Annotated in this window: 22 protein-coding genes; 9 read left to right on the top strand and 13 right to left on the bottom strand. The window is 70.2% G+C overall.

The window, feature by feature from the left end; genetic code table 11:
• Entirely contained in the window at positions 1-1,008 is a 1,008-nt protein-coding gene (locus tag ACZ7CH_RS34090) for a ketoacyl-ACP synthase III family protein (protein WP_470375801.1), read from the bottom strand.
• 5 nt (positions 1,009-1,013) lie between these two features.
• A complete protein-coding gene (locus ACZ7CH_RS34085; protein ID WP_360397349.1) occupies positions 1,014-1,601 on the bottom strand; it encodes an NAD(P)H-dependent oxidoreductase in 588 nt (195 codons plus the stop codon).
• A 108-nt stretch (positions 1,602-1,709) separates the two neighbouring features.
• Here ACZ7CH_RS34085 and ACZ7CH_RS34080 point away from each other — a divergent pair, with 108 nt between their 5' ends.
• Positions 1,710-2,315, top strand: coding sequence for a response regulator transcription factor (locus ACZ7CH_RS34080; protein WP_360397347.1), 606 nt, complete (start codon positions 1,710-1,712; stop codon positions 2,313-2,315).
• Positions 2,316-2,336: 21 nt separating this feature from the next.
• Here ACZ7CH_RS34080 and ACZ7CH_RS34075 read toward each other — a convergent pair whose 3' ends face one another.
• Genes ACZ7CH_RS34075 through ACZ7CH_RS34065 form a run of 3 tightly spaced genes read right to left on the bottom strand, consistent with a single transcriptional unit; the run spans position 2,337 to position 4,691 of the window.
• Positions 2,337-3,554 (bottom strand): NAD(P)/FAD-dependent oxidoreductase, encoded by a 1,218-nt coding sequence (locus ACZ7CH_RS34075; protein WP_458433786.1) that lies wholly within the window; start codon positions 3,552-3,554, stop codon positions 2,337-2,339.
• A 1-nt stretch (position 3,555) separates the two neighbouring features.
• Positions 3,556-4,335: an SDR family NAD(P)-dependent oxidoreductase gene (locus ACZ7CH_RS34070; protein ID WP_458433787.1), complete on the bottom strand. Its 780-nt coding sequence runs from the start codon at positions 4,333-4,335 to the stop codon at positions 3,556-3,558.
• A 32-nt stretch (positions 4,336-4,367) separates the two neighbouring features.
• Entirely contained in the window at positions 4,368-4,691 is a 324-nt protein-coding gene (locus tag ACZ7CH_RS34065; protein ID WP_360397341.1) for a 2Fe-2S iron-sulfur cluster-binding protein, read from the bottom strand.
• Between the two features lie 163 nt (positions 4,692-4,854).
• Here ACZ7CH_RS34065 and ACZ7CH_RS34060 point away from each other — a divergent pair, with 163 nt between their 5' ends.
• Positions 4,855-6,273, top strand: a complete 1,419-nt coding sequence (locus ACZ7CH_RS34060) for an alpha/beta fold hydrolase (RefSeq protein ID WP_360397339.1) — start codon at positions 4,855-4,857, stop codon at positions 6,271-6,273.
• A 52-nt stretch (positions 6,274-6,325) separates the two neighbouring features.
• Here ACZ7CH_RS34060 and ACZ7CH_RS34055 read toward each other — a convergent pair whose 3' ends face one another.
• Together ACZ7CH_RS34055 and ACZ7CH_RS34050 are read right to left on the bottom strand one after the other, a co-directional pair.
• Positions 6,326-7,558: a cytochrome P450 gene (locus ACZ7CH_RS34055; RefSeq protein ID WP_360397337.1), complete on the bottom strand. Its 1,233-nt coding sequence runs from the start codon at positions 7,556-7,558 to the stop codon at positions 6,326-6,328.
• Positions 7,559-7,586: 28 nt separating this feature from the next.
• Entirely contained in the window at positions 7,587-8,345 is a 759-nt protein-coding gene (locus tag ACZ7CH_RS34050) for an SDR family NAD(P)-dependent oxidoreductase (protein ID WP_360397335.1), read from the bottom strand.
• Between the two features lie 79 nt (positions 8,346-8,424).
• Here ACZ7CH_RS34050 and ACZ7CH_RS34045 point away from each other — a divergent pair, with 79 nt between their 5' ends.
• Positions 8,425-8,769: a hypothetical protein gene (locus ACZ7CH_RS34045; protein WP_470375800.1), complete on the top strand. Its 345-nt coding sequence runs from the start codon at positions 8,425-8,427 to the stop codon at positions 8,767-8,769.
• On the opposite strand, the gene ACZ7CH_RS34040 is transcribed toward ACZ7CH_RS34045, so the two are convergent.
• Complete coding sequence (locus ACZ7CH_RS34040) at positions 8,756-9,766, bottom strand: NADP-dependent oxidoreductase (RefSeq protein WP_360397331.1); 1,011 nt, start codon at positions 9,764-9,766, stop codon at positions 8,756-8,758. The two genes, ACZ7CH_RS34045 and ACZ7CH_RS34040, sit on opposite strands and share 14 nt — an antisense overlap.
• On the bottom strand, positions 9,763-10,998 hold the full coding sequence (locus tag ACZ7CH_RS34035) for a cytochrome P450 (protein ID WP_360397329.1): 1,236 nt from the start codon (positions 10,996-10,998) through the stop codon (positions 9,763-9,765). The genes ACZ7CH_RS34040 and ACZ7CH_RS34035 overlap by 4 nt, the downstream gene beginning before the upstream one ends.
• Positions 10,999-11,117: 119 nt before the next feature.
• On the opposite strand from ACZ7CH_RS34035, the gene ACZ7CH_RS34030 reads away from it, so the two are divergent.
• Positions 11,118-12,242: an epoxide hydrolase family protein gene (locus ACZ7CH_RS34030; RefSeq protein ID WP_470371834.1), complete on the top strand. Its 1,125-nt coding sequence runs from the start codon at positions 11,118-11,120 to the stop codon at positions 12,240-12,242.
• Entirely contained in the window at positions 12,239-13,645 is a 1,407-nt protein-coding gene (locus tag ACZ7CH_RS34025; protein ID WP_360397325.1) for an MFS transporter, read from the top strand. Before ACZ7CH_RS34030 ends, ACZ7CH_RS34025 begins: the two co-directional genes overlap by 4 nt.
• A 53-nt stretch (positions 13,646-13,698) precedes the next feature.
• Here ACZ7CH_RS34025 and ACZ7CH_RS34020 read toward each other — a convergent pair whose 3' ends face one another.
• Entirely contained in the window at positions 13,699-14,907 is a 1,209-nt protein-coding gene (locus ACZ7CH_RS34020) for a cytochrome P450 (protein WP_470371835.1), read from the bottom strand.
• Positions 14,908-15,049: 142 nt separating this feature from the next.
• Here ACZ7CH_RS34020 and ACZ7CH_RS34015 point away from each other — a divergent pair, with 142 nt between their 5' ends.
• Positions 15,050-15,886, top strand: coding sequence for an NAD(P)H-binding protein (locus ACZ7CH_RS34015; protein WP_470375799.1), 837 nt, complete (start codon positions 15,050-15,052; stop codon positions 15,884-15,886).
• A 49-nt stretch (positions 15,887-15,935) separates the two neighbouring features.
• Here ACZ7CH_RS34015 and ACZ7CH_RS34010 read toward each other — a convergent pair whose 3' ends face one another.
• Complete coding sequence (locus tag ACZ7CH_RS34010) at positions 15,936-16,391, bottom strand: hypothetical protein (RefSeq protein ID WP_470375798.1); 456 nt, start codon at positions 16,389-16,391, stop codon at positions 15,936-15,938.
• Between the two features lie 173 nt (positions 16,392-16,564).
• Here ACZ7CH_RS34010 and ACZ7CH_RS34005 point away from each other — a divergent pair, with 173 nt between their 5' ends.
• Together ACZ7CH_RS34005 and ACZ7CH_RS34000 are read left to right on the top strand one after the other, a co-directional pair.
• On the top strand, positions 16,565-16,789 hold the full coding sequence (locus ACZ7CH_RS34005; RefSeq protein ID WP_360397317.1) for an acyl carrier protein: 225 nt from the start codon (positions 16,565-16,567) through the stop codon (positions 16,787-16,789).
• Positions 16,790-16,798: 9 nt separating this feature from the next.
• Complete coding sequence (locus tag ACZ7CH_RS34000) at positions 16,799-17,839, top strand: ketoacyl-ACP synthase III family protein (RefSeq protein WP_360397315.1); 1,041 nt, start codon at positions 16,799-16,801, stop codon at positions 17,837-17,839.
• Between the two features lie 64 nt (positions 17,840-17,903).
• Here ACZ7CH_RS34000 and ACZ7CH_RS33995 read toward each other — a convergent pair whose 3' ends face one another.
• Complete coding sequence (locus ACZ7CH_RS33995) at positions 17,904-19,385, bottom strand: amino acid adenylation domain-containing protein (protein ID WP_360397313.1); 1,482 nt, start codon at positions 19,383-19,385, stop codon at positions 17,904-17,906.
• Positions 19,386-19,527: 142 nt separating this feature from the next.
• On the opposite strand from ACZ7CH_RS33995, the gene ACZ7CH_RS33990 reads away from it, so the two are divergent.
• Complete coding sequence (locus ACZ7CH_RS33990; protein WP_360397311.1) at positions 19,528-20,001, top strand: hypothetical protein; 474 nt, start codon at positions 19,528-19,530, stop codon at positions 19,999-20,001.
• Positions 20,002-20,169: 168 nt separating this feature from the next.
• Here ACZ7CH_RS33990 and ACZ7CH_RS33985 read toward each other — a convergent pair whose 3' ends face one another.
• Positions 20,170-21,918: an MFS transporter gene (locus ACZ7CH_RS33985; RefSeq protein WP_360397309.1), complete on the bottom strand. Its 1,749-nt coding sequence runs from the start codon at positions 21,916-21,918 to the stop codon at positions 20,170-20,172.
• Between the last annotated feature and the right edge of the window lie 144 nt (positions 21,919-22,062).

Below are 22,062 nucleotides of genomic sequence, written 5' to 3'. Positions count from 1 at the left end.
TCACAGCATCTCCAGGACCGCGCAGCCCCAGCTGTAGCCGGCGCCCACGCCGAACATGACGATCCGCTGACCGGACTTCGCCTTGCCGCTCCGCACCAGGTGGTCGAGGCTCGCGAACTGGTCACCGGCGCCGAGGTGCCCGACCGTGCGGCTCCACTCCCACGTGGTGCGCTCCGGTTCGAGGTCGTAGGGGCGCAGGTAGTTCACGTCGAGCCGGCGGCGGCCGAAGTGCGGCAGGATCACCCAGTCGGCGTCGCCGAGCTTCATGTCGGCGTCGGCGAGCGCCTCCTCCACGACCCTGGCCTGACCGGCGTTGGCCTTGTTGATGCCGTAGGACAGGCCGAACTCGCGGCTGAACGTGTGCTTGGCCTCCTCGAAGTCCACCGGGATGCGGTGCGAGAACGGCGCCAGCCCGAACGGCACGTCGCCGCGGTGCAGCGGTTCGAGGTCGGAGTCGGCGTTGATGGCCAGCGAGAGCACCTGCGCGAACCCGCCCCTGCTGGTCAGCACGATCGCGGAAGCGCCGTCGCCGTACGGGGTGCCCGGGTCGGTGCGCCACCGGTCGATGCCGGGCAGGCAGAAGCGGTCCGACGTGGTCAGCAGGGCATCGCGGCCCGGTCGTGCCGCCAGGTAGGACACCGCGAGGTCCAGCGCGGCCATACCGCCGTTGGACATCTGCCGGATCTCCAGCGCCAGGCAGGAGTTCCTGACCGTCTCGCGCTGGATGTAGGAGCCGACCGGCCACAGGTCCTGGCCCTGGTGGTAGGTGGTGGCGTGCAGGATGAGGTCGATGTCGGCCGGTCCCGACCGGCCCCGTTCCAGCGCGACCTGGGCGGCGGCGACCGCCATCTCGGCCGCCGACTCGGTCGGGGACACGGCCACCGACTCGACGTCCGTGCGCGCGACGAGCTTCGGCTCGCACTCCCCCGACGCGATCGCGTCCGCGACCGACAGCGTCGCGGGCAGGCGCACCCCGCTGCCACTGACGAAGATGTCCTTCACTCGCACCGCGGTCAGACCTCCTTCAGCGCGCGGGCGACCCGCACGACGCGTTCTGCCTGCACCCCGGCCGCCCGCAACGTCACGTCGCAGACCGGCCGGTTGTCCGCACCCAGCACGTGGGACGTGCCGTAGGGGTTGAAGTCGCCACCGGGCGGCACGATGATCCCGCCGAAGTGGCAGACCATGTTGTAGATCGACACCAGCGTGGTCTCCATGCCGCCGTGGGTGCTGCCGCCCGAGGTGAACGCGCTGTAGACCTTGTTCGCGAGCAGGCCGCTGAACCACGCGGGCCCGAGGGTGTCGATGAACTGCTTGAGCTGCGCCGAGACGTTGCCGAAGCGGGTGGGCGTGCCGAGGATGACGGCGTCGGCCCACAGCACGTCGTCGACGGCCGCGATCGGCACGTCGGCGGTGTCGAGCAGGTGCGCCTTCCAGGCGGGCCTCGACTCGACGACCGTGGCGGGCGCCAGCTCCGCCGCGCGCACCAGCCGCACCTCAGCGCCGTGCTTCTCCGCCGTCTCGACCATCTCCGTGGCCAGCCGGTGGATCGTTCCCGTCGAGGAGTAGTACACGACTGTCACGTTGACGCTGCGTTCCATGGCGCATCCCTTCGCAAGGCAGCTGTCCTCACCCTTGCCGGGTGGCCTTGATGTGGCGTGGAGCGCGACATGAACGCCGGGGGATATGGTGTCGCGCGGAGGGGCGCGATGATCAGGGTTCTGCTCGCGGAGGACATGCACATGGTGCGCGGTGCTCTCATCGCGCTGCTCAACCTCGAACCGGACATCGAGGTCGTGGCCGAGGTGAGCTCCGGCGACAAGATCGTGCCGGCGGTGCGGCAGCACGGCCCGGACGTCTGCGTGATCGACATCGACCTGCCGATCCTCGACGGGCTGAGTGCCGCGGCGACGATCCGCGAGTCGATGCCACAGGTCAGGACGTTGATGCTGACCTCGCTCGGCCGGCCGGGGACGTTGCGGCGGGCATTGGCGGCCAGGGTGGACGGTTTCCTGCTGAAGGACGCGCCGCCCGGTGAGCTCGCCGACGCGATCCGCCGCGTCGCCGCGGGGGAACGGGTCGTGGACAGCCAGCTGGCACTGGCCGCGTGGGACCGCGGCGAGTGCCCGCTCACCGACCGCGAGCTGGAGGTGCTGCGGCTCGCGGCCAACGGTGCCGACGCGCCGGACATCGCGACCGCGCTGTCGTTGTCGGTCGGCACGGTGCGCAACTACCTGACGACGACCATGACCAAGCTCAACGCCCGCAACCGGGTGGACGCCATCCGCATCGCCGACGACGCCGGCTGGCTGTGACGGGTCCGCGGACGGCACGGCTCACGCCGCCCGCTGCAGGCTGCCGCGCAGGTCGAACCCGGGCCGCGCGACGATCTCGGGGGTGAGGGTGTTGCCGCCCTCGAGGACCCTGCGGGCCATGATGAAGTCGATCGGCTTGTTGTAGGCCTCGACACCGACCAGCTTGTCGCCGCGGAAGCAGAACACCGAGAACCGGCCCTCCGCGGGGTCGCCGACGGTGACCGCGCGGTCGTGGCCCTCGGTGAGGCCCGCGATCTGCAGCTTCACGTCGTACTGGTCGCTCCAGAACCACGGCAGCGCGGTGTAGGGCTCGGCGCTGCCCAGGATCGCCCCGGCCACGCAGGTGGCCTGGTCGGTGGCGTTCTGCACGGACTCCAGGCGGGTGAGCCCGCCGGTGAGCGTGCTGGCGAACCGGGCGCAGTCACCGACGGCGTGCACGCGCTGGTCGACGGTGCGCAGGTGCGCGTCGACCACGATGCCGTTGTCGGTGGCGAGCCCGGAGCGCTGCGCGACCTCGGTGTTGGGCAGGACGCCGATGCCGGCGACGACCAGGTCGGCCACCAGCACCGTGCCGTCGGTCAGCTCGACGAGGCCCTCCCGGACGGCGGCGACGCCCCGGCCGGTCAGGACCTGCACGCCCTCCGACCGGTGCCGGTTGACGAGCTGCCGCGCGGTCTCCGGTGTGACGGCGCGCTGCATCACCTGCGGCTGCGTCTCGACGACGGTCACCTCGTGGCGCAGCTTGCGCACCACGGCGGCGAGCTCGAGGCCGATGAACCCGCCGCCGATGACGACGACGTCGAGCCCGACCTGCCCGTCGAGCCGCTGCCGGAGCACGTCCGCGTCGGCGACCGAGCGCAGGTTCAGCACGTGCTCGGCGCCGGGGATGGACAACGGCCGCGGTCGCGCCCCCGTGGCGAACACCAGGTGGTCGTAGCCGATGGTGCGCGCACAGCCCAGCACCGCGACCCGTGCGGACCGGTCGACGCCCAGCACCCGCTCGCCGGTGACGAGCTTGATGCCGTGGTCCTCGTAGTAGGAGTCCTGCCGCAGCACCAGCCCGGCGAGGTCGGTCTCCCCCGCCAGGTAGGCCTTCGTGAGAGGGGGCCGCTGGTAGGGCTTCTGGGCTTCGTCACCGATGAGGGTGATGGGGCCGCGGTGCCCCTGCTCGCGCAGGGACACCGCGACCTGGCAGCCCGCCTGCCCGGCCCCGACGACGACTACCGACTCGCCGCGCATGTCAGTAGTTGCCCAGCCCGCCGCAGACGTTGAGCGCCTGCGCGGTGATCGAGGACGCGGTGTCCGTCGTCAGGTACGTCACGAGACCGGCGACCTCTTCCGGCGTGCTGTACCGACCCAGCGGGATCTTGGCGTTGAACTTCTCGAGGACCTCGTCCTCGCTGACACCCCAGTGGTTGGCGTAGCCCTGGCGGACCCGGCCGGCCATCGGCGTCTCGACGTAGCCGGGGCACACCGCGTTGACGGTGATGCCGGACTTGGCGAGCTCGATGCCGACGGCCTTGGTGAAGCCGACGACGCCGTGCTTGGAGGCCGAGTAGGGCGCGGCGAACACGACGCCCTGCTTGCCGCCGGTGGAGGCGATGTTGATGATCCGCCCCCAGCTCTGCTCCACCATCTTGCCGGTGCTCAGCACCTCCTTGGTGAAGCGGAAGACGCCGTTGAGGTTGGTGTCGATGACGTCCAGCCACAGGTCCTCGTCGAGCTCAGCGGTGATGCCACCGCCGCCGCGGCCCGCGTTGTTGACGAGGATCTCGACCGGGCCGAACGTGTCGACGGCCTTCCGCACCGCGCCGCGGATGTCCTCTGTGGACGTCACGTCGGCTGCGGCGCCGTCGGCCTCGCAGCCCTCTTCCCTGAGCTGCTTCACCGTGGTGGTGACGTTCTCGGCGGTGCGGGCCACGACGAACACCGCGTGCCCCTGCTGACCGAGGCTGCGCGCGACCTCGAGGCCGATCCCACTGGTGGCGCCCGTGACCAGGGCGACCCGTCGCTTGCTCATGCTCTTCTCTCCCTCGGGGTTGCTGCTCGGCCTCAGAGTTGCTTCTCGGGCATGTGCACGACGAGCCCGTCCTGCTCCTCGGTCACCGGGAGCTGGCAGCTCAACCGGCTGTTCTCCCTGCGCTCGCAGGCCGTGAAGTAGAGGAGCTCGTCCTCGACCTGGTGCATCGGCGCCAACGGCTTGGTGTTCTCCGGGTCGACGTACACGTGGCACGTGCCGCAGGAGGCGCCGCCGCCGCACTGGGCGACGATCCCCTTGACACCGTTGAGAACCGCGCCGCGCATCACGGTGTCTTCCTGGGCAACGTCGACGACGGTCTCGACGCCGTCGTGCGCTACGTAAGTGATCTTTGGCATGGCAGTTCTCCCACGGATCTGCGGCTCGCCGGACGTGCTCCACCTTGGGCGGTCGCGCTGTGCGCCCGGTGGAGGTCACCTTGAACGCTCCTGCTCCGCTGGCGTTCAAGGACCTGTTGCGACGCTGGGGTGTCGGCGCACACCCACACGCGGAGGTTCCACCGTGCCCCTCAGGGAGTTCTACGACCAGCAGGTGAACTGGTCACCGCCGTTCGAGGACGGCCTTGAACGCGCGACGGTCGTCGTGCCACGCGACTACTCCGACCCGGACGGCCCCAGGCTGACCATCGCGCTCGCCCGGCTGAAGGCCACCGACCCGGCGCGGCGGCGTGGCGTGCTGCTCGCGGTCAACGGCGGTCCCGGCGGCGACGGTGGTGACGGACTGGGGCTGATCAAGCACTTCGGGGCGCGCCTCAGGTCCGCCTACGACCTCATCGGGTTCGACCCGCGCGGGTACGGCGAGTCGACCAAGCTCTACAGCGAGGTCACGATCCCCAAGGCGCCGTTCGACAGCCGGCCGCCGGACTCGCTGTTCGAGCAGCTGGCCGAGGACATGCGGCTGCGCGAGCTCGGCTGCCAGAAGGCGGGCGGGGAGCTGCGGCCGCACATCACGACCCGCAACACCGCCCGCGACATGGACCTGGTCCGGGTCGTGCTGGGCGAGGAGAAGATCTCGTTCGTCGGTTACGCGTACGGCACGTACGTCGGTGCGGTGTACGGGACGATGTTCCCCGAGCACCTCGACCGCACGGTGCTCGACTCGTGCATCAACCCGCAGTGGACCTGGCGCCAGCAGTTCGTCACGCAGGCGGAGGCGGTCTACCGCAACGTCGAGCTGTGGGCGGAGTGGACAGCGGAGCGCGACGGGCACTTCCACCTCGGCACGAACGCCGCGGACGTCATCGCCGAGGTCGAGAAGGTCGTGGCGGCGCTCGACGAGCAGGGCCAGGTGCACCTCAGGACGCTGCTCGACGGCGCGGTCGGCACCAGGGCCACGGACCGGGCGCAGTGGGACTCGCTGGGCTACCTCATCGGCGACCTGAACACCGCGCTCGGCGACGGCAACCTCGACAAGGCGAAGACGCTGATCGTCGGGCAGGGCACGTGGCGGCCGCAGGACTCCGAGGGCGACCTGCGGGTCGGGGTGCTGGAGGCCATCACGCTGGAGACGTACTGGCCGCAGGACCTGGAGGTCTACTACGCCGACGTCCGCAAGCACCGGGCCACGCACCCGTACGGCTACGGGGTCCTGCGGGCGCAGCCGTGGGTCGGTGCGTTCCGGACGTTCGAGAGCCTCGAACCGCCGACGGAGCTCGCGCAGCCCGGTTACCCCAAGGGCCTGGTGGTGCAGGCCGACGGCGACCCGATGGACCGCGTCGAGGGCGGCGTCGAGCTCGCCGCGCTGCTGGACCACCCGCTGGTCGTCATCGAGGACTCCGGTGACCACGAGGTGTACGCGCTGGCGGGCAACGAGGTCCTCGACGCCCTGGTCGACGACTACCTCGTCGACGGCGTGCTCCCGCGGAGCAAGCACACCCGGATCCCGGGGCACGTGCGGCGCCCGGACATCCCGAAGGACTGAGCAACGCGAAAGGGGCCCCGCTCTTCGTGAGCGGGGCCCCTTTCGCGTGCGGTCAGTCCTCCGCGGGCAGGTCCCACGTGACCGGCAGCTCCCAGAGGCCGTAGATCACGGCGCCCTCCTTGCGGGGGATCTCCAGGAACGGCTTCGCCAGGCGCAGCGACGGGATGCGCTGGAACAGCGTCGTCCACACCAGCTGCATCTCCAGCCGCGCGAGGTCGGCGCCGATGCAGTGGTGCAGGCCGTGGCCGAACCCGAGGTGCTTGCGGGTGCCGCGCTCCAGGATCAGCTTCTCCGGCTCCGGGAAGACCTCCGGGTCGCGGTTGCCGTTGAGGCCCAGGCACAGGATGCCGTCGCCGGCCTTGATGGTCTTGCCGGCGATCTCGATGTCCTCCAGCGCGACGCGCGGGATGGCGGTGTCACCGATGGTCGCGATGCGCACCAGCTCCTCGACGGCCGGCTCGATCATGCCCTCGGGGTCGTCGAGCAGCTTCTGCAGCTCCTCCGGGTGCTCCAGCAGCGCCGCGGTGCCCAGCGACAGCATCGAGGCCGTGGTCTCGTGGCCGCCGTTCATCAGCAGGCGGATCATGTTGAACAGGTCGCGGCGCGTGTACTCCTCGCCGGAGGCCGCGTACTCGGCCATCGCCCTGGACAGCAGGTCCTCGCCGGGCTCCTGCTCCTTCAACGTGATCAGCTTGTCGACGTAGGCGTTCACCTCGACGATCGCCGCCTGGCGCTGCTCGGGTGTCGAGTGCCCGCCCAGCAGGCAGGTGCCGTGCTCGATGAAGAAGTCGTGCTCGTCCTGCGGGATGCCGAGCAGCTCGCAGATGACCGTCATCGGCACGGCGAGCGAGAACTCGCGGTGGAAGTCGATGGGCGGCGTCATCGTGAGGATCTTGTCGATGTACTCGTCGACGATCTCCTGGATGCGCCCGCGCAGCCGCTTCACCTGGCGGTTGGTGAACGTCACCGCCGCCTTGCGCCGGGTCTTGGTGTGCTCGGGGTTGTCGTAGCCGATGAACGACGTCTCGGTGCGGAACTCCGGCGGCGCGATGAAGTAGAACGGGAAGTTGTCGTGCTTGCGGGAGGCGCTGATCCGCGGGTCGGTCAGGAGCTGCTTGATCGTGTGGTAGCCGCTGATCGTCCAGATCCGCAGGCCGGACCCGGTCAGCGTGACCTCGACGACGTCCTCCTCCGCCATCTGCGCGTACTGCGCGGGCGGGGTGAACGGGCACTGGCGCTTGTACGGGAACGTGTCCACACCGGGCTCGGTGGCGCTGCTGGTCATCTTTCGGTTCCTCCTGGTTCGGGTTGGCTCACGCCAGGTCAGCGCCGCCATCGAGCGTGATGATCTGACCGGTCACCCACGAGCTCGCCGGCTCGGCGAAGCGGGTGATCCACGGGACGACGTCGTCGACCTCACCGGTGCGCCCCAGCGGGGTCTGCGAGGCCTGGAAGCCGAAGTAGCCCTCGACCTCCTCGGGGCTCAGGCCGTTGGCCGCGTAGACCTCGGTGCGCACGGCGGCGGGCGCGACCGCGTTGACGCGGATGCCCTGCGGGGCGAGCTCGAGCGCCCAGCTGCGCACCAGGCTGTCCACGGCGGCCTTGCTGGCGCCGTACACGCCGCCGCCGGGCACGGCGATGTGGCCCGCGTTGCTCGAGACGAACACGATGCTGCCGCCGGGCGAGGTCAGCTGCGGCAGCAGCTTGGCGGTCAGCACCAGCGGGCCGACCAGGTTGGTCTCCAGCACGTCGCGGGCAGTGCCGAGGTCGAAACCGGCGACCGGGGTGAACCGGAAGATCCCGGCGTTGTGCACGAGCACGTCGACCTTGCCGCCACCGAGCTTCACGGCGTCGACGACCTTCTGCGCGCCCTCCTCGGTGGTCACGTCGGCGACCACGGCGGTGATGGCCGGGTGCAGCGCGACGACCTCGGTGAGCCGGTTCTCGCGGCGGCCGGTGATGATCACGTTCGCGGCGCCGAGGTCGGCGAACGCCAGCGCCGCCGCGCGGCCGATGCCGGTTCCCCCACCCGTCACGACGACCTGCTGTCCGGCAAATGGTGCGTCCGACATGACGCCTCCAGCTTCTTTCTCTCCTGTAAGAGCAGTCGCCGCCAACCCTGCTCGGTGTTCCTTGAGTCCAGGTCCAGCAGTGACGGAAACCCTGTGGGGCATGGACATCACGGGACGATGGCGCGCACGGGTCGGCCGGCCGGGTGGCGAGTCCTTCAGCGAGCTCGGTTTCGCGGACGACGGCACGGCCACGCTCTTGGGCGGTGGCACGGGATCCGGCACCTGGACGGCGACCGGGCCCGGCACGTTCTCCTACCGGATCACCGAGGAGATGGCCGAACCGCCCGGCACCGTCGAGATCGCCCAGGACGCCGTGCTGAGCGGTGACGCGTTCGTCAGCACCGGGATCACGACAGTGCGCCGTGCGGATGGCAGCACCATCCGCACGGCGCACGTCAGGATCACCGCGATCAGGAGAACCTGACCGTCACGTTCCCGGTGTAGGCGCCGGAGAGCAGCGACAGCAACGCCTGCGGCGCCGCCTTGACCCCGCCCTCGACGATCGTGTGCGGGAAGACGAACTTCCCCTCCTGCAACCACTGTCCGAAGTGGACCACCCAGTCCTGGATCTGCTCCGGCAGGTGGTAGCAGGCGAACGGGCGGATCTCCAGGTGCTTCGTGATGGCCGTCATCAGGTCGAGCCGCGGGTGCTCGGCCGAGCCACCGGCCTGGTTGGCCAGCGCACCGCACAGCGCGAACCGGGCGTGCGGGCGGGCGGCCTGGACCGCCGCCTCGAACTGCTCGCCGCCGACGTTGTCGAAGAACACGCTGATGCCGTCCGGTGCCAGCTCGCGCAGCCGGTCGGCCACCGGGCCGTCCTTGTAGTTGAACGCGGCGTCGAAGCCCAGCTCGTTCACCAGCCAGTCGACCTTGGCCTGCGAGCCGGCCGAGCCGATCACCCTGGCACCGCGGGCCTTCGCGATCTGCCCGGCGAGCGACCCGACACCGCCGGCGGCGCCGGTGACGAACACGACGTCGCCCTCACCGGCCTGCGCGATGGTCGCCATGCCGTAGTAGGCGGTGGGGCCCTGCGACAGGAAGTACACCGGTGACGGCACGTGGTGCGGGTTCTGCTTGATGAACTGCTGCGCGGGCCCGGACCAGTACTCCTGCCACGGCCCGAACGACTGCACCAGGTCGCCGACCGCGAGGTCGGGGCTGTTCGACTTCACCACGGTGCCCACGCCACCGGCGCCGGCGGGCTCGCCGACCTTCCACGGCGGCACGCCGGGGATCTGGCAGTCGGCCCGCATGAACTCCTTGAAGGCGGCCGCCACCGACACGTAGCCGACGCGCACCAGCACCTCACCGTCGCCGATCTCGGGGACGGCCACCTCGACGAGGTCGAAGTGCTCGGGGGTCAGGTCGTCCTCGACGTGCTTGGCGAGCCTGACCTCCCACTGCTTCTCGGGGATGCTCATGACTCTCCTTGGTTCTCCAGCCCCCACGTGACGGGGAAGGTGACGAGTGAGTGGTTGATCTCGCCCTGGTGCCACTTCAGGTCCTCGTACGGCACGGCGAGCCGCAGGTCCGGGAAGCGGCGGGTCAGGCCCTCGATGGCGATCGCCATCTCCATGCGCCCCAGCTGCTTGCCGAGGCAGTAGTGCACGCCGTGCCCGAACGCGATGTGCGGGTTGGTGGCGCGGTCGATGTCGAGCACGTCGGGGTTCTCGAAGACCGCGGCGTCCCGGTTCGCCGACGACAGCACGAAGAACACCGCGTCGCCCTTCGCGATCCTCTGCCCGCCGAGCTCCAGGTCCTCCGCCGCGATGCGGTGGAACCCGGTGGTGTCGGTGGCGAAGAGGTTGACGTGCCGCAGCAGCTCCTCGACGGCCGCCGGGATCAGCGACGGGTCGGCGACCAGGCGCCGCCAGGTGTCCGGGTGGTCGTGCAGCAGCGCCAGCACCGAGTTGGAGATCTGGTTGGCTGCCGTGTCGAAGCCGGCGCCGATCAGCGTGAACGCGAACGTCACCAGCTCCTGCTCGCTGAGCTTGTCGTCGTCGTCCCGCGCGGAGATCAGGTCGGACAGCATGTCCTGGCCGGGCTTCTCGCGCTTCTGCGCGATCAGGCCCATGACGTACCCGGCGAGCCGCCCGAACGCCCGCATCGGCGCCTCCGGGTCGTTCTCGTCGAACGTCGCGAACGCCCGCGCGTCGGTCTCGAAGATCTTCAGGTCCTCGGTGGGCACGCCGAGCAGGTCACCGATGACGGTGAGCGGCAACGGGACGCAGAGCTTCTCGACGAGGTCGACCGGCCCGCCGTCGAGCTCGACGGCGTCCAGCAGCTCGTCGCACACCTTCTGCACGCCCGCGCGCATCGCCTCGACCTTGCGGACGGTGAACGCGCCCATCACGAGCTTGCGCAGCCGGGAGTGCTCGGACCCGTCCAGCGAGATGATCATCTCGGGGGTGGTGGTCATGGCGCCGCCGACCTGGGGAGCACCCTCGGCGCACGTCAACGCGCGGCTCAGCCTGGGGTCGGCGAGCCCGGCGCGGACGTCGGAGTAGCCGGTGACCACCCAGGTCGGCGTGCCGGTGTTGGTGCGCACCTTGGCAACGGGGCACGTGGCGCGCAGCTCGTCGTACTTCGGGTCCGGGCCGCGGTAGGAGGAACCGCTGAACGGGAACTCCTCGTCCAGTTCAAGGGGCAGCACGGGACACCTCCGGGAAATTTCGGCCTGGCCTCGCGCCGAACCCTGCTCCGCGCACCTCGAAGGCGGCTCGAAACCCGGATGTCGACCGGGGTTCGAGGTTTCGTCCCTACCTTCGCGCCATGGACACTGCACTCGTGCCGTTCCGGGTCGAGGTTCCCGACTCCGAACTGGCGGACCTCACCCGGCGACTGGCGGCGACCAGGTGGCCGGACGCGGAGACCGTGGACGACTGGTCGCAGGGCATGCCGCTGGCCTACGCCAAGGAACTGGCCGAGTACTGGGCGAACGTCTACGACTGGCGCGCCACCGAGGCCCGGTTGAACGCCGTCCCCCAGTTCAAGACCGAGGTCGACGGTGTCGGGATCCACTTCCTGCACGCCCGCTCCCCGCACCCGGACGCGAAGCCGTTGCTGCTCACACACGGCTGGCCCGGTTCGGTCGCCGAGTTCCTCGACGTCATCGAGCCGCTGACCAACCCGCCGGACCCGGCCGACGCGTTCCACGTCGTCGCGCCCTCGTTGCCCGGCTACGGTTTCAGCGACAAGCCGACCGGCACCGGCTGGACGCTGGAGAAGATCGCCGCCTCCCTCGTCACGCTGATGGGACGTGTCGGCTACGACAGGTTCTACGCGCACGGCAACGACTGGGGCTCGTTCATCACGGGCATCCTCGGCCACATCGCGCCCGACCACGTCGAGGCGATCCACCTCGTCATGCCGTTCGCGTCCGCCCCCGAGGCGGAGGTCCAGCTGACGCAACGGGACTACGAGGGCCTGGGTGCGCTCAAGGAGTTCGCCGCGAAGGAGTCCGCGTACGCGGCGGTGATGAACACCAAGCCGCAGTCGCTGGCCTACGGGCTCACCGACTCCCCCGTCGGCCAGCTCGGCTGGGCCGGCGAGAAGTACTGGTCCTGGAGCGACCACGACGGTGACGCGGAGAAGATCATCCCCCGCGACCGGATCCTCGACATGGTGTCGGTGTGCTGGTTCACCGCCACCGCCGCGTCCTCGGGCCGGCTGTACTGGGAGAGCTACAACAAGTCGCCGCTGACGCAGGTGTCCGTGCCGACCGGGTTCTCGGTGTTCCCCGCCGACGCGCGGATGCCCAGGGCGTGGGCCGAGCACCGGTTCACCGACCTGCGCTACTGGCGGGAGATGCCGTCCGGCGGTCACTTCCCCGCGCTGGAGAACCCGGTCGTCCTGGTCGAGGAGCTGCGGACGTTCTTCCGGCTGGTGCGCGCATGACGGCGACGCTGAACAGGCCCGGTGCCAAGCTCGGGCTCGTTCTGGCGGTGTGCTGCCTGGCGCAGTTCATGAACGTGCTGGACGCGTCGGTCATGAACGTCGCGCTGCCCTCGATCTACGAGGACCTGGGGTTCGAGCGGCACGACCTGCAGTGGGTGAACAGCGCGTACACCATCGCGGTGTGCGGCTTCCTGCTGCTGGGCGGGCGGCTCGCCGACCTGTTCGGGCAGCGCCGGGTGTTCCTGCTCGGTGCCGCGCTGTTCACGGTCGCGAGCGCCGTCGGCGGCATGGCGACCTCGCCCGGCACCCTGATCGCGGCCCGCGGCTTCCAGGGCCTGGGCGCGGCCGTGATGGCACCGGCCTCGCTCACGGTCCTGGGCACCACGTTCACCGACCCCACCGCCCGCGCGAAGGCGTTCGGCTGGTGGAGCGCGGTGTCCGGCACGGGTGGCGCGGTCGGCGTGCTGCTCGGCGGCATCGTCACCGAGTCGCTGGGCTGGCGGTGGGTGCTGCTGATCAACGTGCCGCTCGGCATCGCACTGGTGTCGATGATCCGCGGCGCCGTGCCGGAGACACCCAGCAACGGGGGTCGCAAGAGCCTCGACGTACCGGGTGCGATCACCGTGACGATCGGCCTGATGGCACTGGTCTACGGCATCGCGCAGTCGCACGAGCTGGGCTGGGGCTCCTGGCAGGTCGCCGGGTCGCTCGCGCTCTCCGTGGTCCTGTTCGCGTTGTTCCTGCGCCAGCAGACGGTGTCGGCCCACCCGCTGATGCCGCTCGGCATCTTCCGCAACCGCTCGGTGACCGCGACGAACGTCGTGGCGTTCTTCGCGATCGCGGCCCTGTTCAGCACCTTCTACTTCCTCACCCTGGTGCTGCAGCAGGTGATGGGGCTGAGCGCGCTCGCGACCGGCCTCGGCTACCTGCCGCTGTCGATCGGCATCGCGCTGGGCGGGTTCGGCGTGGCGCGGATCGTCCCGAGGATCGGACCGCGGCCGGTGCTGCTCGCGGGGCTGCTCTCGGCGACCGCCGGCCTGCTGTGGGTGTCCACAGCGGACGAGACGTCGACGTTCCTCGGCACGATCCTCGTGCCGACGACGGTGCTGGGCCTCGGCATGGGCGCGGTGCTGAACGCGACCACGAACGCCGCCACGTCCGGTGTCCCGCGCGAGCAGGCGGGCCTCGCGTCCGGGCTGCTGAACACGATCCGGCAGATGGGCAGCGCGATCGGCCTGGTCGTGCTCGCGACGATGTCGTCGGCCCGTGCGGACTCGTTGCTGGCCGCCGGTGAACCGTTGCGGCACTCGCTCGGGTCCGGGTACGGGCTCGCGTTGCTCGGTGCGGGCGTCTTCACCTTCTGCGGAGCGCTGGCGGCACTCGCCGTACCCCGCAAGAAGTAGCCGCACAACGAGAACGGCCCCCGGAAAGCTTTCCGGGGGCCGTTCTTCGTGTGTCAGAAACCCTTGCCGTGCAGGTCCACGGGCAGCTCGACGAGCCGGTGGTTCATGTCGGCGCGCTGCCACCGCAGCTCCTCCTCCGGCACCGCGAGCCGGGCGGCCGGGAAGCGCCGGGTCAGCTCCTCCAGCGCGGCGGTCAGCTCGATGCGGGCCAGCGGGGCGCCGAGGCAGCGGTGGATGCCGTGCCCGAACGCGACGTGCGCGTTGCCGGTGCGGGTGAGGTCGAGCACGTCCGGGTCGGCGAACAGGGTCTCGTCGCGGTTGGCCGAGCTCGTCGACACGAACACCGCGTCGCCCTTGGGGATCGTGACCCCGAACAACGCGACGTCCTCCGCGGCGATCCGCGGCAGGCCGGTGGTGTCGTTGGTGGACAACGCGATCCAGCGCAGCAGCTCCTCGACCGCGGCCGGCACCTCCTCCGGGTGCCCGCCCAGCCGCACCCACCCGTCGCGGTGGTGGCCGAGCAGGGTCAGCACCGAACTGGCGAGGTGGCACGCCGTGGAGTCGCCGCCCGCGCCGAGCAGCGTGTAGCCGAGGCCGATCAGCTCGTCGACCGCCAGGCCGTCGTCGCCGATCCGGACCTGCGTCAGCGCCGACAGCACGTCGTCGCCGGGGGCGCGCAGCTTGCCGAACACCAGCGCCGCCATGTACTCGCCGAGCTGCTCCCCCGCCGCGGCCGCGACCTCCGGTGCGTCCACGGCGGCGAACTCCCGGATCAGCCGCGCGAACGTGTCGCGTTCGGCGGCGGGCACACCGAGCAGCTCGCTGATCGCGGTGATGGCCAGCGGGAACGTGAACGTCCCCAGCAGGTCGACCGGTCCCTGCCTGGCCTCGTCGTCGGCGCGGTCCAGCAACTCTCCCACCAGCTGCTGGATTCTCGGTCGCATGGACTCGACCCGGTCCACCGAGAACGCCTGCGACACCAGGTCGCGCAGCCGGGTGTGCACGGGCGGGTCGAGGGAGATGATCATGCCTGGCGGTGCCTGGAAGAGACCGGGGAACACCGGCGCGCCCGGTTCGTAGGACGCCGCGCGGGAGAACCGCACGTCGTCGAGAACGGCGCGGACCGCGTCCTGCGTGGTGGCGACCCAGCAGTGGCCGCCACCGGCGGCGGGCAGGCGCACGACCGGGCTCGTCGCGCGGAACCGCGCGAACTCCGGCGCCGGACCGCGGTAGCTGGATCCGGGAACGGGAAAGGTGACCACCGTGCGCTCCTCACGCTCATGGGATGTTTCCGCACGTTAGGAGTGGTGGCCTGAACCCCGGTCCAGCGCGGTTCGAGTGACCGAGTGGACGCTGAGCGTGATCGGCCATCCAGGCGAACCATCCCCATTCTGGAGATCAACCATGACCATCCTCGTCACCGGAGCGCGCGGCAACGTGGGCCGCCGCGTGCTCCAGCGGCTCTACGCGGCGGGTCACAGCCTCCGCGCGTCCGGCCGAAACCCCGCGGAGCTCGACGTCCCCGAGGGCGTGGAGACCGTCGCCCTCGACCTCACCGACCAGGCGACGTTCGTCGCGGCCCTCGCCGGTGTCTCCAAGGTGCTGCTCTACGCGGAGCCGGACGGCATCACGCAGTTCCTCGACGAGGCCGAGAAGGCGGGCGTCGAGCGCGTCGTGCTGCTGTCGTCGAACACCGTCGGCCTCCCGGGCGCCGACGAGGACCCGCTGGCACACCACCACAAGGTCGTGGAGGAGGCCGTCGTCGCGTCGGGCCTGACCTACACGATCCTGCGGCCGGGTGCCTTCATGAGCAACGCGTTCGGCTGGAGCTACGCGCTGCAGGCCGGCGACACGATCGACCAGGTCTTCCCCGAGGCGCAGGTCGCCCCGGTGCACGAGGACGACATCGCCGACGTGGCCGTGGTCGCGTTGACGGAGAAGAAGCTGGAGGACGAGGTCGTCGACCTCACCGGGCCGGAGTCGCTCACGTTCCGGCGGGAGCTGGAGATCGTCGGCGAGGTGCTCGGCCGCGAGCTCGTGGTCAACGGCCTGACCCGCGAGGAGGGTGAGGCGCAGATGAGCGCCTTCGTGCCGCCGCCCGTGCTGACCTCGCTGCTGAACCAGTGGGAGGCCGCGGTCGGTGTCCCTGCGGAGACCGGCGCGACCGCCGAGCGGATCACCGGAAAGCCGGCCCGCACGTTCCGCCAGTGGGTGGAGGAGCACGCCTCGTTCCTGGTGTGACCCCGTGCCGGAGCCGGGGCGGCGGACCTGCCCCGGCTCCGGCCGCGCGTCAGACCCGCGTCATCGTGAACGTGATGGCCGACGTGCCCAGGTTCGTGCCGTCGGCGAGGAAGAACGTCGACGGGCCGGAGCTGGTGAAGCCGTTCGGTCCGCTTTGGACGGCGTCCTGGTCGAAGTCGACGTAGGCGAAGTAGGCGCCGTTCTCGTCGTAGACCTTCTCCCCGCGGAACTTGTAGTGGAACGTGGTGGCGCCGGTCCACCACCACGAGCCCTTGGTGGTGGTGTTCTGCTCGTTGGTGAGGAAGACGCTGCCGTTGGCCTTGAACACCAGCTTGGTCGGGTGGTCCCCGTCCGTGCGGGTCACGTGACCGGTCCAGCTGCCGACCGGTGTGCAGCCCGTCGCGTTCGCGGCCGTGGTCAGGCCCGTTAACGCGAGCAGGACCACGGCTGTGACCGCTGCTGCGCGCACGAGGGCGGTCGACCGTTTCGGAGTGAACGTCTGCATCTGTGTGGCTCCCAACCCGGGTTGCTTGCGACGGACGCGCGCAACCGTGGACGACTTCCCTCGGCGCAAACTCCAGAACGGCTCGAACGCGGTGTTTTCCGTTGCGGCCCAAGCCCATCTCGACCCGGGCAACGCAAAGTTCTCATTACTCAAGGGCTGACAGGGAGGACGCCGTGACAGATCGGGAGACAGAGCTCTGCGACCTGTTCGGGGAGGTGCTCGGAGTGCCGGGGATCGAGCCGCAGGACCACTTCTTCGACCTGGGGGGCCATTCACTGCTCGCGTCGAAGCTGGTCAAGCAGCTCCACGAGCGGTACGGCGTCCGCGTCCCGTTGCGCAGCTTCTACGAGGACCCGACGGCGCGCGCCGTCGCCAAGCAGCTGGACCAGGCAGCCTAGGAGTTCGACATGCGGTGGAATGACCTGTACATCGCCGGTGTGGGCACATACCTGCCCGAGCAGGTCGAGACGGTGGACGACGCCATCGCGGCCGGCCGGTACACGGAAGAGAAGAAGGCCATGAACGGCTACCGGGAGCTGCGCGTCGCCGCTCCGGGCGAGACCGGTCCCGTCATGGCGGCGAAAGCCGGTCTGGAAGCCGTGGAGCGCTCCGGCCTGAGCCCGCTGGACTTCGGCCTGACCGTGCACGCCTCCCTGTCGCACCAGGGGCTCGACCTCTGGACGCCGGCGAGCTACGTGCAGGCCAACACCGTCGGCGGCACCGGGCCCGCGTTCGAGGTCAAGCAGGGCTGCAACGGTTTCATGGCCGCGGTGGACCTCGCGGCGTCCTACCTGTCGTCGCACCGGGACACCTCGGCCGCGCTCGTGACGGCGGGCGACGCGTTCCACCTGCCGTACTTCGACCGGTGGGCGTCGGAGGAGCAGAACGTCAACGGCGACGGCGCGGGGGCGCTGGTGCTGTCCAACCGCTCCGGTTTCGCGCGGGTCCGTTCGATCCACTCCCACGCCGACTCCACCCTGGAGCAGATGTCGCGCGGGTTCCAGCCGTGGACCACCGGACCGTTCCTCGACGGCCGGACCCTGCAGCTCAACAGCGGTGTCGAGGACTTCCTGCGCAACGCCGACGTCGACCTCGACGACATGATCGCGCGGATCGGCGGCGGGGTGCGGCACTCGCTCAAGATGGCGTTGTACGAAGCGGAGATCGAGCTCGCGGACGCGCGGTTCTTCCTGCACCAGCAGCTCGCGGAGACCATCGTCACGCACGGGATCTGCGGTCTCCTGGGGGTCGACCGCGCTTCCACGACCTACGACTGGGCCAAGCAGTACAGCATGGTCGGCACCGCGGACATCGCGATCGGCCTCGACCACGTGCTGGCCGAGCGCGACCCGAAGCCGGGTGACCTGGTCGTCCTGCAGTCCTCCGGCGCCGGCTACGTCTGGACCGCCGCGGTGCTGGAGATCCTGGAAGTCCCGTCCTGGCTCTAGCGGACGCGTCGAAAGGGGCGGGCTCTCCCTGCGAGCCCGCCCCTTTCCGCATGTCCTGAGCCGCTCAGACGTAGAGCGCCTTCGAGCTCCAGTCCGGTTCCGGCAGCGCCTTGCGGTCGGTCTTGCCGTTGCTCGTGATCGGCAGCTCGTCCACCACGACGAACCCGGCCGGCACCATGTGCTCCGGTGCGCTCGCACGCATGTGGGCACGCAGCGAGCGCTTGTCGATCCCCTCGCCGGAGGGCACCACCCACGCCACCAGCCTGCGGTCACCGCTGGGGTGGGTGCGCACGCCCACCGCCGCGGCGCGCACCTGCGGGTGCTCGGTGAGCGCGTTCTCGACCTCGCCCGGTTCGATGCGGAACCCGCGCAGCTTGAACTGGTCGTCCATCCGGCCGAGGAACTCGACGACGCCGTCCGGGCGCCGCCGGGCCTGGTCGCCGGTGCGGTAGTAGCGCACGCCGTTCCAGCTGCCGCGCACGAACCGCTCCTCGGTGAGGTCCGGGCGCTGCCAGTAGCCGCGGCCCACCTGGGCGCCGCCCGCCCACAGCTCGCCCGCGGTGCCGTCGGGCACCGGTGTCCCGTCGTCGCCGACGATGACGACGTCGGTGTTCTGCAGCTGCCTGCCGATCGGGAGGGTGCCGCCGAGGTCCTCGTCCGCGCCGACGCGGTGGCAGGTGACGAACGTGGTGGTCTCGGTCGGGCCGTAGCAGTTGATGATCTGCACGGTCGGCAGCGCCTCCCGCAGCCGCCGGATGTGCGGCACGGACAGGACGTCACCGCCGGACATGACCGTGTGCAGGCCCTTGAACGCGTCGACGTCCACGTCGATCTGCCGGTGGAAGAGCGCCGCGGTGAGGAACAGGACGGTGATCTCGTTGGTGCGCAGCAGGTCGCCGAGCTCCTCCGCCTGCACCACACCGGGTGGGGCGAGCACGAGCCGGGCGCCGTTGAGCAGGGCGGCCCAGATCTCGAACGTGGCGGCGTCGAACGCCACCGTGGCGAGCTGGAGGAACCGGTCCTGTGCGGTGATCTCCAGGTAGTTCGGCGCGGTGACGAGGTTCGCGATGTTGCGGTGCTCCACCATCGCCGCCTTGGGCCGGCCCGTCGAGCCGGAGGTGAACATCAGGTACGCCACGTCCTCCGGTGCCACGACCGGGAGTGCGTCCACAGTGGACCTCGATCCGCGCGGCGGTACCTTCAGCGTGGTGAACCCGGCGGAGAACCGGCCCACCACGACGGACACCTGCGCGTCGGCGAGCATCATCGACACCCGCGCCTCGGGGTCCTCGGGGTCGATCGGCACGTACGCGGCACCGGCCTTGAGCACGCCGAGCAGTGCCACGACGAGCTGCGCCGACCGTTCCAGGCACACCGCCACCCGGTCGCCGGACCGCACACCGGCCTCGACGAGCTCGCCGGCGAGCGCGTCGGACCACCTGTCCAGCTCCGCGTACGTCACGACGTCGTGTCCCGCGGACAGCGCGACCGCGTCGGGCGTCCTGGCCGCCCGGCAGCGGAACGCGTCGGTCACCGATGCAGACATGCCCCAGCTCCTCTCGCTTTGTGCCATCCTCCGCAACCCGCCTCGAAGCCGCCTCGGGTCACAACTGGCGCTACAGGGGTGCTTGAGCTGCGCGAACAACACTCAGCGCGTCCGCTGCCCCACCTCATCGGAGGCGTCCCCCATGAACGTCCGCAAGAAGGCCATGGCCGCCGTGGCCGCCTGTGCGCTGGCAGTACCCGTCGTCGCCGCCGCCGGTGCCACCGCGAAGCCCAGCTACGAGAACGCGCTCGTCGGCCGCTGGGACCTCACCGTCACCATCCACATCGAACAGCCGCCGCTGCTGACGCCGCTGTTCTGCGACTTCACCGCCGACTACCAGCTGCACTGCGAGACCAAGCCCGGCTACCCCGACCACCTCGAGGGCCGGGGCGTCTGGACGGCGGCGAAGGACGGCCAGTTCAGCTTCTGGATCACCCACCACGCGCACCGCGACGAGAACGGCAACCCGGTCGGCTCGATCAACGCGAGCCACCTGGGCAAGATCAGCGCGAACAAGAAGAAGTTCAGCACCAAGGCACACACCTACATCAACATGAACGACGGCACCCCGTGGCAGGGCCCCGTCGACGTCGAGGGCGCCGCGTTCCGCATCTGACCCCCCGTCACACCCCGTCACCCCACAGGCCCCCACCACCCGTGTGGGGGCCTGTTCTCGTGCACGCGGGGGCCCCGCGTTCCCCCAGGAGGCACGCGGGGCCCCCGCGTGCTCACAGCAGAGGGCCCCGGACGGGTGGTCCGGGGCCCATTGCAACAGCGGGTGGAACTACGCCTTGGCGGGTTCCTCAGCGCCTTCGGCGGCACCGTCCTCGGCGGGAGCGCCCCACTCCTCCTGCTTCAGCCAGCGCGGCAGGAAGGAGGCGAGCAGCAGCGCGAGGGCCGCGAAGCCGAAGCCGACGTACAGCGTGGTGCGGAACGCGTCCGTGAAGGACTGACCGGCTGCCTGGTGCGAGAACCTGTCGGCGATCGCCTTGGCCTGCGGGTCCGCCTGGACCGCACCACACGCCGCCGCGTCCGGCGTACCGGAGAACGTCGAGGTGGCACAGGTCTGGAAGGCCGCGGTCAGTTCGGTGGCGCGGGCGTCCGCGACACCGGCCGCCACGATCTCCTGGCGGAACTGCGGCGCCAGCGCCTCGGTGTTCGTCGCGCCGTGGGAGGCCAGCGGCGAGAAGAACGCCAGCGTCACGACCGAGATGCCGACCGCGAAACCGAGCTGCTGCTTGGTGTTGATCAGGCCGGAGGCCGCACCCGCGTCCTCGTGCGGCACCTCCTGCAGTGCGAACAGCGCGATCGGGGTGGCCGTCATGCCGAAGCCGAGGCCGATGAGCAGCAACCCGGGAACCAGGCCCCAGCTCGTGACGTCGGGGCTGACCGAGAACAGCAGCACCGCGACACCGACGGCGATGACGACGGCACCGACCTGCAGGACGGCGCGGCCGAACTTCGGCACCAGCGCGATGACCGAGGCCGACGCGGTGATGAACGCACCGATGCAGAACGCCAGCAGCGTGACACCGGTCCGCAGCGGCGAGAAGCCGAGACCCTCCTGCAGGTACAGGTAGAGCGCCAGCATGAACATGCCGGTGAAGCTGAACATGCCCAGCATCAGCGCGAGGGCCGCGGAGAAGCTGCGGGACTTGAACAGGTTCAGCGGCACGAGCGGCATGCCGTCCTTGCGCTGCTTGGCCTTCTCGTAGGCGACGAAGCCGATGAAGCCGACGACGGAGGCGGCCATCAGCACGAAGCCCCAGGCCGGCCAGTGCAGCTCGCGGCCGAAGGTCAGCGGGAACAGCAGGGCCGTGAGGCTGACGGTCGCGAGGACGACGCCGACGAGGTCGAGGCGGATGCGGCTCGGGGCCTTCGACTCGTTGATGTACTTCCAGCCCAGCACGTAGCCGAGGATGCCGATCGGGACGTTGACCAGGAAGATCGTCCGCCAGTCCCAGCCGAAGACGTTCCAGGCGACCAGGAGGCCACCGACGAGCGGCGCGATCGTGGCCGCGAGACCACCGATGGTGCCCTGGATGGCGAAGACCGCGCCCTTCTCCTTGTCGGGGAAGGTGACGTGGATGATCGACATGACCTGCGGCACCATCAGGCCGGCCGCGAGGCCCTGCGCGAGGCGGGAGGCCACGAGCATCTCCGGGTTGATCGAGATGCCGCACAGGAACGACGTGAGGACGAAGCCGAGGACGCCGAGCTGGAACATCCGGCGGCGGCCGTAGATGTCACCGAGGCGACCGCCGGTGATCAGTGTGAGGGCGAACGCGAAGACGTAGCCCGCGGTGATCCACTGCAGCTGCACGAAGCTCGCGCCCATGCCGTGCTGGATCGCGGGGAGTGCGACGTTGACGATGCTGCCGTCCAGCATGTCCATGAACGTCGCGACGGTCATGATGATGAACGCTATCCAGCGGCGCGGGTCGGCCGCCGGCGCGTCGACGACCGCAGCCGCCTGCGCAGCGGCAGCCGCCGGTGGCGACTCCAGGTCGGGGTTGGTGTTGGTGGAGGTCACGATTTCTCCTCAGATGACTGATGTTCCGCTGCGCACGGCAGGGGGTGGGTCAGGACTCGTCGTGGCTGGAGAGCCGGTCTTGTTGAACGAGGTCCCACCTCCTGCCTCCAAACGACGACTGCCGGTCGAGCTACCAGGGTGATC

It is taken from the genome of Lentzea sp. NPDC037011, assembly GCF_055607425.1.
Note: the sequence above shows the minus strand (reverse complement) of the source record. Positions and strands in the feature narration are given on the sequence as shown.

Bases quoted from the DNA above. Each gene is read 5' to 3' on its own strand.
- ACZ7CH_RS34085 (WP_360397349.1), bottom strand. From the start codon at position 1,601: ATGGAACGCAGCGTCAACGTGACAGTCGTGTACTACTCCTCGACGGGA.
- ACZ7CH_RS34080 (WP_360397347.1), top strand. From the start codon at position 1,710: ATGATCAGGGTTCTGCTCGCGGAGGACATGCACATGGTGCGCGGTGCT.
- ACZ7CH_RS34075 (WP_458433786.1), bottom strand. From the start codon at position 3,554: ATGCGCGGCGAGTCGGTAGTCGTCGTCGGGGCCGGGCAGGCGGGCTGC.
- ACZ7CH_RS34070 (WP_458433787.1), bottom strand. From the start codon at position 4,335: ATGAGCAAGCGACGGGTCGCCCTGGTCACGGGCGCCACCAGTGGGATC.
- ACZ7CH_RS34065 (WP_360397341.1), bottom strand. From the start codon at position 4,691: ATGCCAAAGATCACTTACGTAGCGCACGACGGCGTCGAGACCGTCGTC.
- ACZ7CH_RS34055 (WP_360397337.1), bottom strand. From the start codon at position 7,558: ATGACCAGCAGCGCCACCGAGCCCGGTGTGGACACGTTCCCGTACAAG.
- ACZ7CH_RS34050 (WP_360397335.1), bottom strand. From the start codon at position 8,345: ATGTCGGACGCACCATTTGCCGGACAGCAGGTCGTCGTGACGGGTGGG.
- ACZ7CH_RS34040 (WP_360397331.1), bottom strand. From the start codon at position 9,766: ATGAGCATCCCCGAGAAGCAGTGGGAGGTCAGGCTCGCCAAGCACGTC.
- ACZ7CH_RS34030 (WP_470371834.1), top strand. From the start codon at position 11,118: ATGGACACTGCACTCGTGCCGTTCCGGGTCGAGGTTCCCGACTCCGAA.
- ACZ7CH_RS34025 (WP_360397325.1), top strand. From the start codon at position 12,239: ATGACGGCGACGCTGAACAGGCCCGGTGCCAAGCTCGGGCTCGTTCTG.
- ACZ7CH_RS34015 (WP_470375799.1), top strand. From the start codon at position 15,050: ATGACCATCCTCGTCACCGGAGCGCGCGGCAACGTGGGCCGCCGCGTG.
- ACZ7CH_RS34010 (WP_470375798.1), bottom strand. From the start codon at position 16,391: ATGCAGACGTTCACTCCGAAACGGTCGACCGCCCTCGTGCGCGCAGCA.
- ACZ7CH_RS34000 (WP_360397315.1), top strand. From the start codon at position 16,799: ATGCGGTGGAATGACCTGTACATCGCCGGTGTGGGCACATACCTGCCC.
- ACZ7CH_RS33995 (WP_360397313.1), bottom strand. From the start codon at position 19,385: ATGTCTGCATCGGTGACCGACGCGTTCCGCTGCCGGGCGGCCAGGACG.
- ACZ7CH_RS33990 (WP_360397311.1), top strand. From the start codon at position 19,528: ATGAACGTCCGCAAGAAGGCCATGGCCGCCGTGGCCGCCTGTGCGCTG.